Annotated in this window: 15 protein-coding genes; 8 read left to right on the top strand and 7 right to left on the bottom strand. The window is 31.3% G+C overall.

Annotation, left to right across the window (positions count from 1 at the left end):
• Position 1: 1 nt before the first annotated feature.
• The gene (locus tag EZS29_RS03270; RefSeq protein ID WP_130606491.1) at positions 2-1,009 is read left to right on the top strand and encodes a 1-aminocyclopropane-1-carboxylate deaminase; all 1,008 of its coding nucleotides are present in this window, start codon (positions 2-4) and stop codon (positions 1,007-1,009) included.
• A gap of 136 nt (positions 1,010-1,145) precedes the next feature.
• Entirely contained in the window at positions 1,146-2,345 is a 1,200-nt protein-coding gene (locus tag EZS29_RS03265) for a hypothetical protein (protein ID WP_130606489.1), read from the top strand.
• 15 nt (positions 2,346-2,360) lie between these two features.
• On the opposite strand, the gene EZS29_RS03260 is transcribed toward EZS29_RS03265, so the two are convergent.
• The 3 genes from EZS29_RS03260 to pilM are packed head-to-tail and all read right to left on the bottom strand — an operon-like array spanning position 2,361 to position 5,689.
• Positions 2,361-3,296: a hypothetical protein gene (locus tag EZS29_RS03260; protein WP_130606487.1), complete on the bottom strand. Its 936-nt coding sequence runs from the start codon at positions 3,294-3,296 to the stop codon at positions 2,361-2,363.
• Positions 3,297-3,950, bottom strand: coding sequence for a hypothetical protein (locus EZS29_RS03255; protein ID WP_130606485.1), 654 nt, complete (start codon positions 3,948-3,950; stop codon positions 3,297-3,299). It abuts the gene before it with no gap.
• Positions 3,951-3,952: 2 nt separating this feature from the next.
• On the bottom strand, positions 3,953-5,689 hold the full coding sequence (pilM, locus tag EZS29_RS03250; RefSeq protein ID WP_130606483.1) for a pilus assembly protein PilM: 1,737 nt from the start codon (positions 5,687-5,689) through the stop codon (positions 3,953-3,955).
• A gap of 153 nt (positions 5,690-5,842) precedes the next feature.
• Between pilM and EZS29_RS03245 the strand changes: the two genes are divergently transcribed.
• Together EZS29_RS03245 and EZS29_RS03240 are read left to right on the top strand one after the other, a co-directional pair.
• Positions 5,843-8,545: a tetratricopeptide repeat protein gene (locus EZS29_RS03245; protein ID WP_130606481.1), complete on the top strand. Its 2,703-nt coding sequence runs from the start codon at positions 5,843-5,845 to the stop codon at positions 8,543-8,545.
• 100 nt (positions 8,546-8,645) lie between these two features.
• The gene (locus tag EZS29_RS03240; protein WP_130606479.1) at positions 8,646-9,422 is read left to right on the top strand and encodes an HAD family hydrolase; all 777 of its coding nucleotides are present in this window, start codon (positions 8,646-8,648) and stop codon (positions 9,420-9,422) included.
• A 60-nt stretch (positions 9,423-9,482) separates the two neighbouring features.
• On the opposite strand, the gene pal is transcribed toward EZS29_RS03240, so the two are convergent.
• Positions 9,483-9,968, bottom strand: a complete 486-nt coding sequence (gene pal / locus EZS29_RS03235; RefSeq protein WP_130606477.1) for a peptidoglycan-associated lipoprotein Pal — start codon at positions 9,966-9,968, stop codon at positions 9,483-9,485.
• 324 nt (positions 9,969-10,292) lie between these two features.
• Between pal and EZS29_RS03230 the strand changes: the two genes are divergently transcribed.
• Both EZS29_RS03230 and pth read left to right on the top strand, forming a co-directional pair.
• Positions 10,293-10,841, top strand: coding sequence for a 50S ribosomal protein L25 (locus EZS29_RS03230; protein ID WP_172603751.1), 549 nt, complete (start codon positions 10,293-10,295; stop codon positions 10,839-10,841).
• A 6-nt stretch (positions 10,842-10,847) separates the two neighbouring features.
• Complete coding sequence (gene pth / locus EZS29_RS03225; protein WP_130606473.1) at positions 10,848-11,393, top strand: aminoacyl-tRNA hydrolase; 546 nt, start codon at positions 10,848-10,850, stop codon at positions 11,391-11,393.
• A gap of 105 nt (positions 11,394-11,498) precedes the next feature.
• Here pth and EZS29_RS16255 read toward each other — a convergent pair whose 3' ends face one another.
• The 3 genes from EZS29_RS16255 to EZS29_RS03210 form a co-directional block, all read right to left on the bottom strand.
• Positions 11,499-11,603 (bottom strand): RICIN domain-containing protein, encoded by a 105-nt coding sequence (locus tag EZS29_RS16255; protein ID WP_130612746.1) that lies wholly within the window; start codon positions 11,601-11,603, stop codon positions 11,499-11,501.
• Positions 11,604-11,738: 135 nt separating this feature from the next.
• Positions 11,739-12,533: a phosphorylase family protein gene (locus tag EZS29_RS03215; protein WP_130606471.1), complete on the bottom strand. Its 795-nt coding sequence runs from the start codon at positions 12,531-12,533 to the stop codon at positions 11,739-11,741.
• Between the two features lie 224 nt (positions 12,534-12,757).
• Positions 12,758-13,687 (bottom strand): putative adhesin, encoded by a 930-nt coding sequence (locus EZS29_RS03210; protein ID WP_342777860.1) that lies wholly within the window; start codon positions 13,685-13,687, stop codon positions 12,758-12,760.
• A gap of 225 nt (positions 13,688-13,912) precedes the next feature.
• On the opposite strand from EZS29_RS03210, the gene EZS29_RS03205 reads away from it, so the two are divergent.
• Together EZS29_RS03205 and EZS29_RS03200 are read left to right on the top strand one after the other, a co-directional pair.
• On the top strand, positions 13,913-14,224 hold the full coding sequence (locus tag EZS29_RS03205) for a hypothetical protein (RefSeq protein WP_130606467.1): 312 nt from the start codon (positions 13,913-13,915) through the stop codon (positions 14,222-14,224).
• A 14-nt stretch (positions 14,225-14,238) separates the two neighbouring features.
• Positions 14,239-15,174 carry a transposase gene (locus tag EZS29_RS03200; protein ID WP_172603750.1) on the top strand — a complete coding sequence of 312 codons (936 nt, stop codon included), beginning with the start codon at positions 14,239-14,241 and terminating at the stop codon, positions 15,172-15,174.
• Positions 15,175-15,683: the final 509 nt, after the last annotated feature.

Genomic DNA, 15,683 nt, shown 5'->3' with positions numbered 1-15,683 from the left:
CATGAAAAATTATGAAATAATAGTTAATTATTTAAATTCATTCCCTATGATGAATTACCCTAAAACCTCGCGAATTCACAAACTCAGATCAATTCAAAATAAAGAAAGCGGTATTTTTGTAAAGCGAGAAGACGAACTCGGCTTTGGGGTGAGTGGGACTAAAATTCGCAAATACTTAAGCCTGATTCCCTTCTTAAAGAATCAAAATTTTCAAGAAGTTATTGTTTGGGGAGGAGCTTTCTCAAATAATGTTTTATCTGCAGTTCAATTGCTCATTGAAAGCGGGATAAAGCCAATTCTCTTTTTTGATGCAAAAAATAAAAATCAATTGATAGGAAACTATTTATTAACCTCGTTGTTTCTAGAAAAAAATTCTATTCATTGGCTTGATAAGGAAGTACTTAATAATAAAGATTGTGTTATAAATACTTATAAGGAAAATCAATTAAAAAAAGGAATACACGTCGGATATATTGAAGAAGGGGCGAATATGTATGAAGCTTTTCCCGGAGCTTGCTCCCTGGCTCTTGATATTTTACGCAATGAGAAAGAAAATCTGATCGATTTTAATGATATCTTTATCGATGCAGGTACAGGTTTGAGTGCAATTGCACTGATTATTTGCTTGTCATTTTTAAATGTAAATAAAAAAATCCACATAATACTTGTCGCTGGAAACGAAAAGGAATTTAATAAGTCACTTAGTTTATTTAAGAATAATTTTGAGATAGAAATAAAGAATAAAATTGAATTTTTAATTCCCTATGATTTTTATTATCCAAGCACAGCTAAATCTTTTGGCTCCATTAATAACAATATTTTTAATATTATTAAAATGACTGCACAATTGGATGGAATCATTACCGATCCAATTTATAGCGCAAAATTATTTAATACCTCTAAAAATATAATAAAAAACAATAATTTATCTGGCAACATTTTATTAATCCATTCGGGCGGAAGTCTCAGTTTATTTGGATTTTCTGAAAAACTAAGAAAACTTATTTAAAAAAATCCATCAAAATAATACTTTAAAACACAAAAATACCTGATTAAAATATAACTTGATTATTATATGTATCCGCATTAATCTCCGAGTCGTATAGTTATTTTTTTCTTATCAGCTATATTAAATGAGAAATTTTATGCATATTAAAACAGAAGAAACTAATATTAAAGTAGAATTATTATCAAGTCTCTCATCACCATCAAGTTATACTTTCGATAAAAAAGGCCCCATTGTTAAAGAAACAATTTTTAATAAGAATGTTTATCATCTTTTAGATATGCAGAGCTCCATTTTTAAAACGGGTATTTCCCGAAGCGCTATATATGCTATTTCAACCATCTATTACATAGAATCTATGAATTCCTTAGACAAAATAAATTTCGAAAGCATTTTCTTATTTATGAAGTTTAAAAGATATTTTGAATCGATAAAAGAAGAAGTTCATTTTCAAAACAATATAACTATAATCTCAAACTATATCAGTGACTTTAAAAAATCGTTGAAGTTAAAAGAATTTATATCCTCTAAAAATTTTGGTATTTTTGGTTCTAACACAAACTATAAATCAATTAGTAAACAATACTTTGAAAACCTTGATAAATTCTTAATACAATACAAAAGAAATCCATTAGAAATTCATTCTGGCTATATATTTAGCCATAAAAATGATATGTTTACACTAACTCCTCATTCTATTAGTTTTTTATTAAGAACTCTCTCCAAAGCTGATAAAGAACAGGTGGCAAATGATTTAACAAGAATGTCTGTGTTTATAAATAAGAAACAATTTAATTATGAAAGATATCGTCAAAAGTCCGATTTAATTTATGAAAAATTCTTATTAGATCTAAAAAATGAAAAAATTACAAATCAAAATGCTATAAATTTTATTGAATCATATGCTCACCAAGGAGCTCTTGTAGCAGGATGGGCTTTTATTTTTATTAAAGCTGTTTCTGAAGAAAATTATAAAAACTCATTCTCCAATGATGATAGCGGTTGTTTATCAATTCATTTTGATTATATACAAGAAGATACTATAAGAATAACAGGTTTATTACCTTTTAAAATACGTAATTGTGAGACTGGAAATACTATTAATTTCTCAAAAAATATTGCATTAACATTTCAAAATATTTTTATATTTCCAAAAAATAGAATCATAAACTCTGTCATAGTTTCTGATTCTAAAATAGGTCTGCTCAATGCCTCTCTTTCAAATAATAATGATATTTCCATTCTAAAATTATTTAGAAAAACTATAGAAGAAAAAAACAAAAACTATTCTTTATTAAAAGAAATTATTACAAATAAAACTGAATTTAAAGTTTTATAATCTAAATAATTTTAATTAATGACATGCGAAGTTATGAGCATCGCCTACAAGTGAAATATTCATCTTGCCATTGATCAGTGAAGTGGGTGAGCAATTTAAGAACTGAGGAATTAAAAAACCAAAATCTTTTTCAATCACTCCCGACATATTGATTTTAAATTCTAAATTAATATGAGTAGGATCCGAAGGATTTTTTGATGTCTCCCAAAACCCTCCCGCTTTTATAGATACATTTTGTGCCTGCAATTCAGTATTATTATCGATTGCATATCGCTTACCATCCCACTTTAAATTAAACGCAGCTTTGCTAAAATCCTGTTTTGGAATATTCAACGTTTCATTGCTTATATTTAAAAATGCTTTTTCCAAAGTTAGATTTATTTTCCCATACTTCTCACGATATTTTATTTTTCCATTTAAATTCCCACCTAAAGTTGTTTTAGATATCACAGGAGTGAGCACAGCATATTCAGCTTTATTACTTGAACGAATGACCCCTAAAAACTGAGAAAAAATTTCACCTAAAGGGAAACGTGTTAAAAAAATATCAATACTTTTTAAGGTCAAAATCCCTGAAAAAGCGTCAATCAGTGAAACACTAGCGCTAGTATAAGCGGTCCCACCCACCTGATAGATAATAATGTCAGTTGAAACATGCCCAATAAGAAGAGGTAATAGTGAAAATTTAATAATCACTTCATCTAAAAGGAGCGGAGAAGCATTGTCTAATGCATTTTTAATTTCTATATTGTTAAGTTCAATCCCGGTTATCCAATAAGGTTTTAAACTGCCAATATTAACTATTAATGGAATGTGTTCTTTTTGAATAGCTTTATTTATTCCTTTATTTATATTATCTTTGATGAGATCATAGGGAAAGGTTTTATAAATCAAAACCAAAAAGAATAGAACACCTAAAGCAATAATTTTAATTAACTTGTTTTTTTTCATTTATAACTCTTGCTTTACAGATGGGATCACACCATCAACAGTAATTGATACATCAAAATATAATTTTGCATCTGTCAAAGATTGCACATCTAATTTTGAGACAACAAATTTATTTGGCAGATCCTCAATCGCATTTATATATTCCATCAATTTTTTCAAGCTAACATTTGATATTTTAAAATCGATGGACACTTTTTTAAATTGTTCTGCGAAAGGACTTTGGCTTGGTAATTGTGAAGTAATTGGTTTATCAGGAAATCCAGAAGTTTGAACTCCTTTTTCAATAGCTGTCGTTTCTAAGATATTTGCCAAAGAAATATTTGCATTGTCATTTTTTAAATTATTGATAAGCACTAAAAACTTATCTTGAACTGCCATATAGGATGGCTTTAAATTATTTAATGCTAAAGTATTGGAATATGCTTTATTTAAATTATTTTGCAAAAAATACATCCCTAAAAAATAGAAAATCAGCATAAACAAAAGAAACAGAATAGCTGATACTATAGCTGAAATTATTATTATAATTCTACGTTCATGATTAAGTTTATAAAAATACTCGATTGCGTATTCTAAGCGAGAATTATTTTCCCCAAAAACAAAAACTTTTGCATTCGATAAAATTCTTGATATTTCTTCTGAATATTGGGACATTTTTACGCCTCATCATTTTTAAAAATTGCTGTGAAAGAAAAATGAATTAATTTATTCGCACTGCCGATTTTACTTTCTTCTTTGTTTTTTGTTACTTGTTCAAAAATTTTAAGTGCAGAAACTAATTCAATTATTTTCTTTACATTTGCTGAGCTTGACGTTTCTGCTTCAATATAAACAGCAGAATCATTAATTTTAAATTGAGTGACTTCAAAATAAAGTGGTTTGGGGACGGCTTCTGAAATTTGATTGAGAATTTTTAAAACAAATGGAGGCTCAGTTTCCGCTAAAGTATCCACAAGTCGTTTTTTATTTTTTAAACTTTGATTTAATAATAAAAGAGCCTCTGAGCCATATTTATCAAAATTCCAATCTTTCCTACTTGAAATGAGACGGAGAGGGTAGGGCTCACCTGAAAACATTGAAATGACGTCTTTTCTAAATTGAGTTTTTAAATTGCTTATTTGATTTCCATACGTAATTGATCTTATAAAATAGCTCAATAATAAACAGAATATAACAACTAATGCTGCAGATGAATATAAAACAATTTGCTTTATCAATTTATCATAATTGCTAATTTGCGCAAACTCACCTTTGCGCAAATTTATTTTAGATATAGCCCCATTGATTGGCAAGCCACGCATGGCGATTGCTAAAGATTGAGAAATATTATTGAGACTTGGCTCTACAGATACAAAAGATCCTAAGTTGGTACTATCTGTATTATAACTAAAATTCTCTTTCTTTAGTATGATTTCTCTCACAGGTATTTTAAGATATTCTTCATATTGATGAGAAATACCTTTGATAACACTGGAACCACCTGTTAAATATATGCATCGAATTTTTTCTTTATTCTTTTCTTGAAACGTTTGTATCGTTCGAGAAATTTCACCAGCAAGTTCACTCACAGCATTTGCTAATATTAACGAAACAATTTTAGATTTACTATTCTCTTCTATAGTAGAACTATCTATGCTGCTCACATAGCATTTTAATGCGTCAGCTTCTTCATATTTTAAGTTGAATTCTTTCTTAATCACCTCTGTAAAATATAATCCAGCCATATTTATTATGCGAGTAAATAGAATTTTTTTATTGTTCAAATAAGTCAAGGTTGTTTTACTATGTCCGATATTTATAATCAAACTGCAAGAGTTTTTTGAATTTAAAAACTCTTCCTCTTTATATGTCTCAGATTGATTTTTATCTTGACTAATTGGGTCATATTGCACTTGCAAAAATGAAATCATATTTAGATAAGTTAAATTATCAACATCTACAACTTTTGTCCGTAGATGCTCTCGTTCAAAATTCTCAATCAGATCTCGAATACTCTCCTTTTTACACAAAACGGCTAATAAAGATGAATGAGATTTTGTATAATCAATCAGTTGATAATCTAATATGGAATCTTCTATGGCAAATGGACTCGAACTTTCCAATTCATTTTCTAAAAAACTAGGGATGTCTCTTTTTTTAATATTATCAAAATCGACTCTGCGGATGGAAGCGAAGCGAGAATCTAATGCCGCATACATGACATCGTATACGGGTTTATTTTTTGCTAAAAGCTCAGCAATTGCTTGTGACTGAGCTGTCCTTTCGTCCAATCCTTCTTTTATTTCAACCAGTTGCTCAAAAAACTGGTGGACAATGTAGTTTTTATAATCATTCCATATAATAACTGCCTTAATTGAATAGGATCCAATATCAAGCCCGAGAATCTTCTGCATTTTTGATCACTCCAAGAAAGGCTGCGTTATGAGCGCCTTATAACATAAGATCTGCAACTCTTGCGCCAAACAGCAAACAATTAAAATAAGCTACAGCTTGCACCCAGAAACTCCGATTTGTCCTGAAAGAGTCAAACTCTTGCTGGAGAAATTATGCCGTTAAGAACCAAGAGTATAAATATCAAAGGTTTAAAACAGAGACAAAACATTGTCTTTAGTATCAATTTCTCTTTAAAACCACGCTCTTATAAACTCAAAAAAACGACTGAAAACTTTTTGAACGACGCTAATAAGTATATTTTTGTCCAAGATTTTGAAAGAGCCGAAGCCATATTAAAACAACTGACTCGTAAATACCCCGAGGACTATGAAATTCTTTTCAGACGTGTTGAGGTTTCTTCTAAAAGAGACACTCTTCCAGAACTTATACATGAGTTTAAAAAACTCTGTAAAGATTTCCCTTTATCTAAAGCAATTGAGTTTGCCCATATTTTAGCAAAGATCCGACTTTTAAATCAAATTGATAGTAAAAAAGACAAAATGCACACACCTATCAAGCATGCATTTGAAGCAACGCGAAATATTGAGCACATTTCTCCGCAAAGAATGCCTTTAGTGAATATGTTGTCAAATAAAAAACTGAGGATCAATCGGACTCTAGATATTCCAGATGATTATATTGCGGAAGAAAGTCCGAAATTTGACTCTCTTTATCTTGATGCTGAGGTTAAAAAAGAAAAACCTGCGACAGCCAACCCTGAAAGCAAAGAATTTTTGCTTGAAAAAACTCTCAATTTGCAATCAAAATACCCAGAGAATTATGCCGCTTGGTACCTTGCTGGTTGTGCACTTGAATGCAACGGAAAGTTGAGCGAGGCTATTGAAAAGTGGGATCAAGCTTTCAAACTCAACTCAAAATCCACATCAATATTAGCAACACTAACTGAGCTCCAGCAACTTGGTGTTATCCCAGAAAATTCCCCTGATTATTCTGAAATATTTGAATCACTTGATAAATATTTAGTGCATGGGCATTTCGAAACACACACTTCTTTATACAATGAATTTATTAACTCAGGAGATCATAAAAATGCAATTGGAGCCTTAAAAACTCTAGCAGATTGGTTGCAAAAACAGTACGGTGAAGTGCCAATAGAAGTGGAAATTCTTTGTTTACTTGGAGCAATGCAAGCATACAAATTAGCAAAAAATCAAGCTGCCGCAGAAGCATGCCGTAGTGAAGTTGAAAATTTAGTTATTGCTTGCAAGAAATCTCCTCGAGATATGAACCAAATTTCATTTATTGCGCAACTTTGCGAAGAATATGGTTTAAAATCTGTTGCACGCATTTGTTACTTTGCAATTTTAATTTCACTCGATACTCCACAAGATCTTATTATCCAAACAGCTTCTCATTGTGTCAGCACAAATCCATCAGATGGTTTGCTTGAATGTCTCAAAGTCGCTTATAAAAACACCCATGGGTGCGCTGAAGTTAGATTTTGTATGCTTTTATGTGGTTTAAAAACTGAAAAAGTTGATATTTCTGAATATATGCAGAAGAAAAATAAAATTAGAGAGTTGATTACGATTGACTCAAATAGTCCGGTCGTATTTCCAACCTTGGAAGAACTCTACTCGCTTTATAATTTTGACCCTGAAGTCAATTACTATTTAGGTGAAATAAACTCAAAGATTGGCAATTATTATAATGCAAAAAAACATTTTCAGAATATGTTTTCTTTAGATTATTTCAACACTGATGGCACTTTAAGATATATTTTCTTTCTATTAAAATCGCATGATTATAACACAGCTCGCGAAGTTGCTCAAGAAGCTTTGAGTTTGGCTACAATAACGGAACAGCAATCCAACGAAATGCACTGGAGTATTGCGGCTGCTTTTTATTCTGAAGGCGGATTTGAAAAAACACATCATGAGATTCTTAAATCTTTGGAAAATGATCCATGGAATCATTCTTATTTAGTTCTATATTTAAGAGCAAACTTGAATATAGATGGAAACGAGTTTCTTAAAGAAAAAGAAAATATAATTAAAGAATTTGAAGAAGCACTTTTAAATCTTGAAACGACATCGTTACATAAAAATGAAATAATTGAAAAGTTAATTTCGCATGGTAATGATTGCCTGCGCAGTGGATTTTCAGAATATGCTTGGGTTCTCGGAAAATGTGCAATGCTTATGAGTGAAAATATAAATGAACAATTATTATATTTTCTTGCTAAAGCGGGTGCGGGCTACAATGCAAGAACTGCTGTGCAACAAATTTTACTCTTATTGCGCCAAAAAAATGGACCTAAGGAGTTCCATTTTGGTACTCTTTCTACTTGTATTGCGCAAATATATAGCTTTTCTGGAGATTGGCCTCTTGTTGATGAGTGGCTAAATATATCCAAAAATAATCGTGCTCTCTTTAATAAAGTGACAAAGCCTAAATTATTTGAACTTGAAGCATTAAGTATTACGATGAAAGGCTCTGATTTAAAAAGAGCGCAAAGTCTTTTAGAAGCAGCAATTGATTCATATGATAATATTCATAAAGTCCCTATGGATACGAAAGTCTTACATGGATATATTCTCGTTGCACAAGGGCAATTCAATGCTGGAATTGAAAAAATGCAAAATAATATCAGCTCAAATGCTTCGGTTCAAAGTCTATACTTTTTAGTGAAAGGCCTAGAGCGAGCTGGCCAACTTGATAACACCACAAAAGAAACAATTTCACATCTTTTTCAAATTTATCCAACAAATACTTTTGAACAAAAAATGATTGAAGAGATATTTTACACTGTAGGTTCTAAAAACTCTACAAGTCCTGTCGGTTTAGCTTGCTAAAAAATTGACAAATTCATTTTAAAATGAATATATTTTATTTGTTGAAGCTTCAATTAAGTTTTTTTTCTCGAATGTATTTATTTGCAGGAATCCCATAGGAATGAAAAATAAACAAGGAAACTCAAAATCACCAATAAAAAGTTCAGAAATAAAAAGAATACGCAGTAAAATAACCATATCTGGTGATTGGTGGATAGGAAAAACCCATGTACTTCTTGATATGGATGGAACTTTAATTGACCAACCAGGTGCACTTTTCCATAATTTATTTGCTATGGGAGTTTTATTTAGAATGAGAAGCTTCGGTTCTCTTACACAGTTAATAAAAGCTGCTCAAAAAACAAAAAAAATTCTCCTCTCACCACATTCTTTTTCTACAAATGAAGAAGCATTTTTTGAAACTTTGGCTTCAGAACTAAATACAAATAGAAAAAAAATTGAACGATTTATGTCAAAATTCTTTGACTCTGACTATCCTTTTATTTGTCTTTTTCTCCACTCTGACCCCTATGCGCGAAGACTGGTTGACTTACTCCATGCGAGTAATAGACATATTACTTTAGCAACAAATGCTGTTTTTGGTCGAAAAGAAATAGAACTGCGCTTAAAAGCAAGTGATTTATTTTTACATGATTTTGATCTTGTAACTTCATGGGATGTTATGAAAACAACAAAACCCAATGCCAACTTTTTTGATGAAACATTAAAAAAAATTGGAGCCTCACCAGATAACACGGTGATGATTGGGAATGATCCTTATTATGATCTCCCCGCTCACACCCTTGGTATCCAGACCCTACTTGTTGGTAATAAGCTCAATCTAAAGGATATAGTAGAATCTCTCGAAGAAAACGTGAAAAATAATCCACGCTTTTAACCTTAAAAATAAAAAAGCCTTTAATTCATAAAGGCTTTTTTATTGAAAGGTGCTTAGCAATCACTTTACATTGACTACTTCATCACGACGGTTTTTAGACCAAGCGGCTTCATTATCACCATGAGCTGCAGGACGCTCTTTACCATAGCTTATGGTTTCGATGGAATTTGTAACACCATTCGCTTTTAAGTAATTTTCTAACGATTTTGCACGTTTTTGACCCAATGCCATGTTGTATTCAGCTGATCCACGATCATCTGTGTGGCCTTCAATACGAACACTCAAGTTTGAATTCGCCTTTAATGTTTCAGCCATTTTATTAGCTGTTTCTTTTTGATCTGCACGAATATCATATTTATTAAAATCAAAATAGATTGTTTTTAAATTTGCAGAATCTGGATTGTGCGTCTCAACAGGAGTCGCCGCTTGCGAGTTAGATTCAGAAGGCTTGCTTGGGCTCTCAGACTTCTTGGTACTTGAGCAACTTGCAAGAGAAAACGCAGCCACGAGGACAGAAGAAACTAAAACTACCTTAGAGAAATTCATAAAAGACCCCTACAGTGAACGTTACTAACCTAAAACAGGTTGATGTGAAGTTATAAACTCATAACCACACAAAAATCAAATTTTCAAAACAATAATTGCCATCTTCCCAATGTAAAAAGGACTTGTTGTTTGGTATCACTTTATACAGAAAATTAAAGCAATACCAGCTGAATCAAGGCTTGTTTTCTCAACAAAAGACTGTTAAAGCTGTAATTCTACTTTTTTTGCACTTTTGAAAAGCTTCTCTTGCTTGAAAGTCCTTTTTGATATATGCAAACCCATCACCATACCTCTATGGTGATGAAATTTATTGGAGTTTTCCTTATGACTTTAGAAAACATTGTAATTCACGCACAAGTGCGTGAATCTGCTAGCAAAAGCGCCGTTCGCAAGCACCGCCAAAGTGGGCTTGTACCTGGTGTTCTTTATAGAAAAGGAACTGCAGTGCAAATTGCTATTTCTTCTTCTAACCTTCCAAAAGAACACACACGCTCCAGCGTTGTGAAACTTGTTCTCAATGGAGAAGAAAAATCTGTTCTTATGCGCGAAGTTCAAGTACACCCTCTCACTGACAAACCCCTTCATTTTGACTTCCAAGAAGTTCAAGAAAATGATGTTGTTCGTACACATGTACCTCTTAATTTTGTTGGCCTAACTCGCGAGCAAGAAAAAGAAGGCGCATTTAACATCCGCACGCGTTATCTCGAAATCAAGACTAAACTTGCTAACCTTCCTCGTTCAATCGAAGTAGATGTAAGCGGTTTAAAAGCAGATCAGTCTGTCCAACTTCATGACCTTAAGCTCGCTGAAGGTGTTGTCGTTCGTACAGGTAAAGGCAAAAATGTTGCCCTTGCATCTCTTGTTAAGATTTAATAGCCTGTGTTTGTTATTGTCGGCCTAGGTAATCCTGGCAATCAATATGAAAACACACGCCATAACATCGGCTTCATGCTCATCGATAAGATAGCTTCTGAAGCCGGTGTTTTTTTATCCCAAAATCGTTTTGGTGCACAAACAGCTCGAGCGAAATGGGAAGGTTATGATGTTTTTCTAGTTAAACCGCAAAGTTATATGAATCTATCCGGCGACAGCGTTCAACAAGTGCTCAGTTTTTTTAAGCTATCTGAACAAGAACTGATTGTTGTTTTTGATGACCTCGACCAGGCACACGGCGCAGTCAAAACCCGCTTAGGCGGTGGACACGGTGGACACAATGGAATACGAGATATACTTGCCAAAACTAGCGAAGACAAATTCTATCGGGTTAAAATTGGTATTGGCAAGCCAGAACACAAAAGCGCCACCGCAAATTGGGTCTTAGGCAAGTTCACTCAACAAGAAATCAATTCCTTAGAGCAAGACAGTTTTCCTCTGGCAAAAAGCCGAATTGTCGATATACTTCGTCAGCTCACTAAGAAAAAGTAAAAATTAATACTGAGTTTAGAAAACCATTTCAAGCATTAAAAAATAATGAAATTAAATAAAACTCATTTTTTTATTAAATAACTCAAGGAATGAAAGTATTTAATATCATATCTGGTTAAGCGCACCAGTGCATTCCAATATTTGAATATTTGCACCGTCGGCGGTACTATGATTAGATACATCGAGACATTTACCGGTGCCGTTATTTATTTAAGCTTTTAAACAAGAAAATCTTGAATTGATAGAGATACCCATTTTAATACAATTTTAAAGCTGCAGATTTTCAGATAATCGTAAAGAGAAAGAAAATGTTGGCGCAATGATGAGACTTACTTCAAAATAAATTTAAAAATCATTTGTATTCAATAACTTGTCGTGTAAATAATCCGCAAGTTTATGTGTAACCATATTAAAATTTGTTTTAAATTGAGTATAATTAAATTCTTTATCAACGTAATCAGTTACACCTTTAATAATATAAAATTTACGATTTGACTCTGTAGCAACAAAAGAAAATGAAGCCGCTTCCATATCAAACAAATCACATCCTAAATTCTTCATTTTGCTATTTATACTCTTCTTTGTAACAAAAGAGAGCGAAGAGCACACTTTATACTCCCTCTTTGATTTAGTGAATAAATTGGCTTTAAAGTGACCTTCAGAATATATTTTATACTCAGGAATTGGAATATTGCGATCGAGATAGAAGCTCTCTGAAATGTTTAAAATATCGCCAATCATTAATTTTTTAGATGAGAGAGCCCCAGAAGTACCAATATTAATTAAAATATCAGGATTGAATTTTTCTATCCCAAGAACTGAACTGATAACAGTTGCCTCAGCACCTACATAATCGACGTTCTCTTTTTTACCATTAACTGCTAAATATATATTATAATTCTTTATCATTCCAAAATAATAATTACTTCTTAACAAATGACTCATTTTACCCATATCTCTCAATTTTAATTTAGAAATAATCGGATCTGCTTCACTTTGCATAGCTACAATAATAAGAATATTTTTATTCATTTTCACTGATTCTGGTTTGATCTTTAAAGTTTCCTCATTTTCTATTGCATAGATAGAAAATGGAACAAAGAAACTCACTAATATTATAATTTTTTTTATAATTTTCACTGTTTACCTCAACTTAAGTTCAATACGATCAAAATATTAACGCACTTAATTTCCATAGCACTGGATCAAAATTATTTCAAAAGCCATTTGCCACTGCGGGAGCATCTCACGCCCTGGCTAGATAATCGATCATAAAATAGACAGCGGCCAACCTATTTCTTTAACCCTCTCAATATTTTCACAATTCTTAGCAGACACTATAAATGCTGAATAATAAATATTAATTACAATCTAACCATCAAATCTTTATTTCTATCATAACCAAAATCAGCCAAATATACTAAACAAATTGAACGAATATGAACAACTAATTTAAGTAACTCAAGAAATGTTTCATTATTTGTTAGATTTAATTCATTGAAACTGTCTTCAATTAAGTCCGCGTATTTAACATAATCTATTATTATTCCAAAGAATTCAATTTGATTTTCAGGTATGTTCAAATAAAAATGTCTTTTGCTTTTAAAAAATTTTTGTAGAATCGATAAACTCAATAAAAATCCTTGCACCAATATTCCGATGTTTCTACTTGCCGATATTTTATTACTTAATTTATTTGAAATTTTATATAATTCGATCGCTTTAGTTTCAATTAATTTAGTATAACTGTCTGTCATAATATTATTGTAAATAGAATATTCAATGTTTACTTTTGGAAAATTAATTTTCTTATTAAAACCTAACTTCCTGCTAATTGCAGAGGAAAGATAACCTCGGCAAGCCATTAAATGAATTTCTATATTTAAATTATTCTGATTATCTAATGGTATAGAAGAGTGAACATCTTTTAATAATGAGCTCAGTGAATTCCACTGTCCGCAATTTAACAATGGTGGAATAATATCATATTTTTCAGTTAATGATTTATTATATAATATTATTTCATCTTTACTTAAATTACCTAGGTACATATTATTTACTTTCATGCCCGGTGTATAAACTTCAGGAATAAATGTCTTGCTATTTATTTTCATGAAATCAAAATGTTTCATTCTTTCACTTAATGTTTTATATGATTGCTCTTGATGATAGTGCAAAATATCTGGAATAACGTCACCTTTTAATAAACTCCCTTTTTGAGTATATAGGATTAAGAAGATATTATTAGGAATTTTTGTTTGGATAAACATTCCAGAAGCACCATGCGATAATATGAATTGTAACTAATTTTGATTTATCATTTTTATATTTCCTATAAAAATTAAATAACAATATAATTATCCCAAGTTTCCAGACAAGTTAACAGCAGAATACAAAAAAATTCATAAATACGTATAGAAATTTAAAGAGAGTTGCGTTCCGCAGGCTTAAAACATCGACAAATTGAGTGACTCAAGATAAAGGTTTAGTTGCAAAAAAAATCTAACCAAGAGTCACCTATGATAAGTATTACACTACCAAATGAAATTCGTAAAGTAGCAGACCGCTATAAGGATGTATTTTTTGAAACTCCAAGCAATTATAATTGCATTTGTGCTCTTTTATGCTTGCATTTGTTTGGAATGAAGAGTTTATCATCTGCCGCAAGAGAATTGGGATGGAGTCAATCCGTTTCGTCCATTCAAAGTAATTTACATGAATTTACTGCAAATCGATTTATGAGAAGATTGCGTTCGGGTGTTTTGAATAAATTAAAAAATAAAATAAATGATGAAGATTTTTTTATGCAATCGATGATACTTCAAATATAAAGTCAGGGAAAAATGTGTTTGGTATTGGTAATTGGGGTAAAAGCAATAATAATGTATATACGGACCAAAAAATATTTGTACTATCACTTGTAAATAAAAGAAAAGATTATGCATTACCTTTGCACTATTTTATCTGTGAAAAAATTGATGGTAGAGTTGTTCAATCTGGACATGAGTTAAAAATCAAACTTTTAAAAGATATTTTTGACGAAGGATATCCAATTCTTCCTGTCGCATTAGATTCTTGGTTTGACTCGATATTTTTAATGCAGAATTTAGATGACATGAAAGTTCCTTTTTGCATTCATACAAAAAATAATCGAAAGGTTAGGCATTGCAAATCATCTAAAGTGCCTTGGAAAACTTGGAAATCTCATTTTAAAAATAAAACGAGATACAGTGTCAAACTTTTAAAAACAGAGCATCAAAAAAGATCAAGGATAACAAAGTGCATACAAGAAAGCTTTGTATACATTAAGGGAAGAAAATCAATATTAAAAACAATTGCAGTTTACAATAAGTTAACTGATTCCTGTCATTTTTCAATTTATGTAACTAATGATCTGAAAATGAGTGGCGCATTTCTATATGAACTTGGAAGAAAACGCTGGTTGATCGAAGAGCTATTTAGAAATTTAAAGCAAAAATTATCTTTTGGTAAGCTTTCGTGTACGGGTAAGGTAGCAGCAGATCTTTCCATCTGTCTGCCATTTGCATTAATTATCTCCTTACATTTATCACCGAATGAATTACACCAAAAGAATGTACAATCTATAACGATTGGGTCTAAGATTGAAAGAATTAAAGCTGAAAATTTTGAAAAAAGTCTTTATATAATTATGCATAATACAAGTTATTTAATCGCCAATAAACTAAAAGCAAGAATGAGAATAGACCGAATCAATAAAAAACCCGTGGATTCCTTTGCGGAAGAACGAATTGCTTGTTAAGTCGTTGGAGGAGAAAAATTTTTTTTGTTTTTATAAATTATTTTCTGGAAACTTGGGTTATTATCTATAATTTATATATTTTTTAATAATAACACATTACTATTATGCAATTATAATGCCAAACTTTCTGTTCTGTTACTAAGAAATCAAAGCATGTGATGAGTCTCTCTCTCAGCTTTAAATGCTCTTGCAGATTTCAATAAGTAGAAACCAATCATAGGCCTCACTCTCTTTTATAAATCGATGAACTTGTTCTACTCTCTCAGAAGCGCCAGATGACCTGAATGTCTTATGAAAAAAGCTCTTCTCTGAGGATCCAAGGAAGTTACTATAATCTTATTTGAACCCTTTTTGCAATTGAACAGTCCAATTTGTGCTTCACATTCTTAGACAGGCTGCTGATCATTCTTAAATAAGAAGGCCACACACCCGCCCCTTTAAGTCATAATAAATGAATCATTTTTTGCATACAGTTATCTAAATATTTTATTTAGAAAAAATTCAAAAAA

Origin of the sequence: Fluviispira sanaruensis (assembly GCF_004295685.1) — a bacterium.
GTDB lineage: Bacteria > Bdellovibrionota_B > Oligoflexia > Silvanigrellales > Silvanigrellaceae > Silvanigrella > Silvanigrella sanaruensis.
The sequence above is the reverse complement of the archived record's forward strand: the minus strand, read 5'-3'. Positions and strand labels throughout refer to the sequence as shown.

Bases quoted from the DNA above. Each gene is read 5' to 3' on its own strand.
- pilM (WP_130606483.1), bottom strand. From the start codon at position 5,689: ATGCAGAAGATTCTCGGGCTTGATATTGGATCCTATTCAATTAAGGCA.
- pal (WP_130606477.1), bottom strand. From the start codon at position 9,968: ATGAATTTCTCTAAGGTAGTTTTAGTTTCTTCTGTCCTCGTGGCTGCG.
- EZS29_RS03205 (WP_130606467.1), top strand. From the start codon at position 13,913: ATGATAAGTATTACACTACCAAATGAAATTCGTAAAGTAGCAGACCGC.
- EZS29_RS03240 (WP_130606479.1), top strand. From the start codon at position 8,646: ATGAAAAATAAACAAGGAAACTCAAAATCACCAATAAAAAGTTCAGAA.
- EZS29_RS03245 (WP_130606481.1), top strand. From the start codon at position 5,843: ATGCCGTTAAGAACCAAGAGTATAAATATCAAAGGTTTAAAACAGAGA.
- EZS29_RS03260 (WP_130606487.1), bottom strand. From the start codon at position 3,296: ATGAAAAAAAACAAGTTAATTAAAATTATTGCTTTAGGTGTTCTATTC.
- EZS29_RS03265 (WP_130606489.1), top strand. From the start codon at position 1,146: ATGCATATTAAAACAGAAGAAACTAATATTAAAGTAGAATTATTATCA.
- EZS29_RS03230 (WP_172603751.1), top strand. From the start codon at position 10,293: ATGACTTTAGAAAACATTGTAATTCACGCACAAGTGCGTGAATCTGCT.
- EZS29_RS03255 (WP_130606485.1), bottom strand. From the start codon at position 3,950: ATGTCCCAATATTCAGAAGAAATATCAAGAATTTTATCGAATGCAAAA.
- EZS29_RS03270 (WP_130606491.1), top strand. From the start codon at position 2: ATGAAAAATTATGAAATAATAGTTAATTATTTAAATTCATTCCCTATG.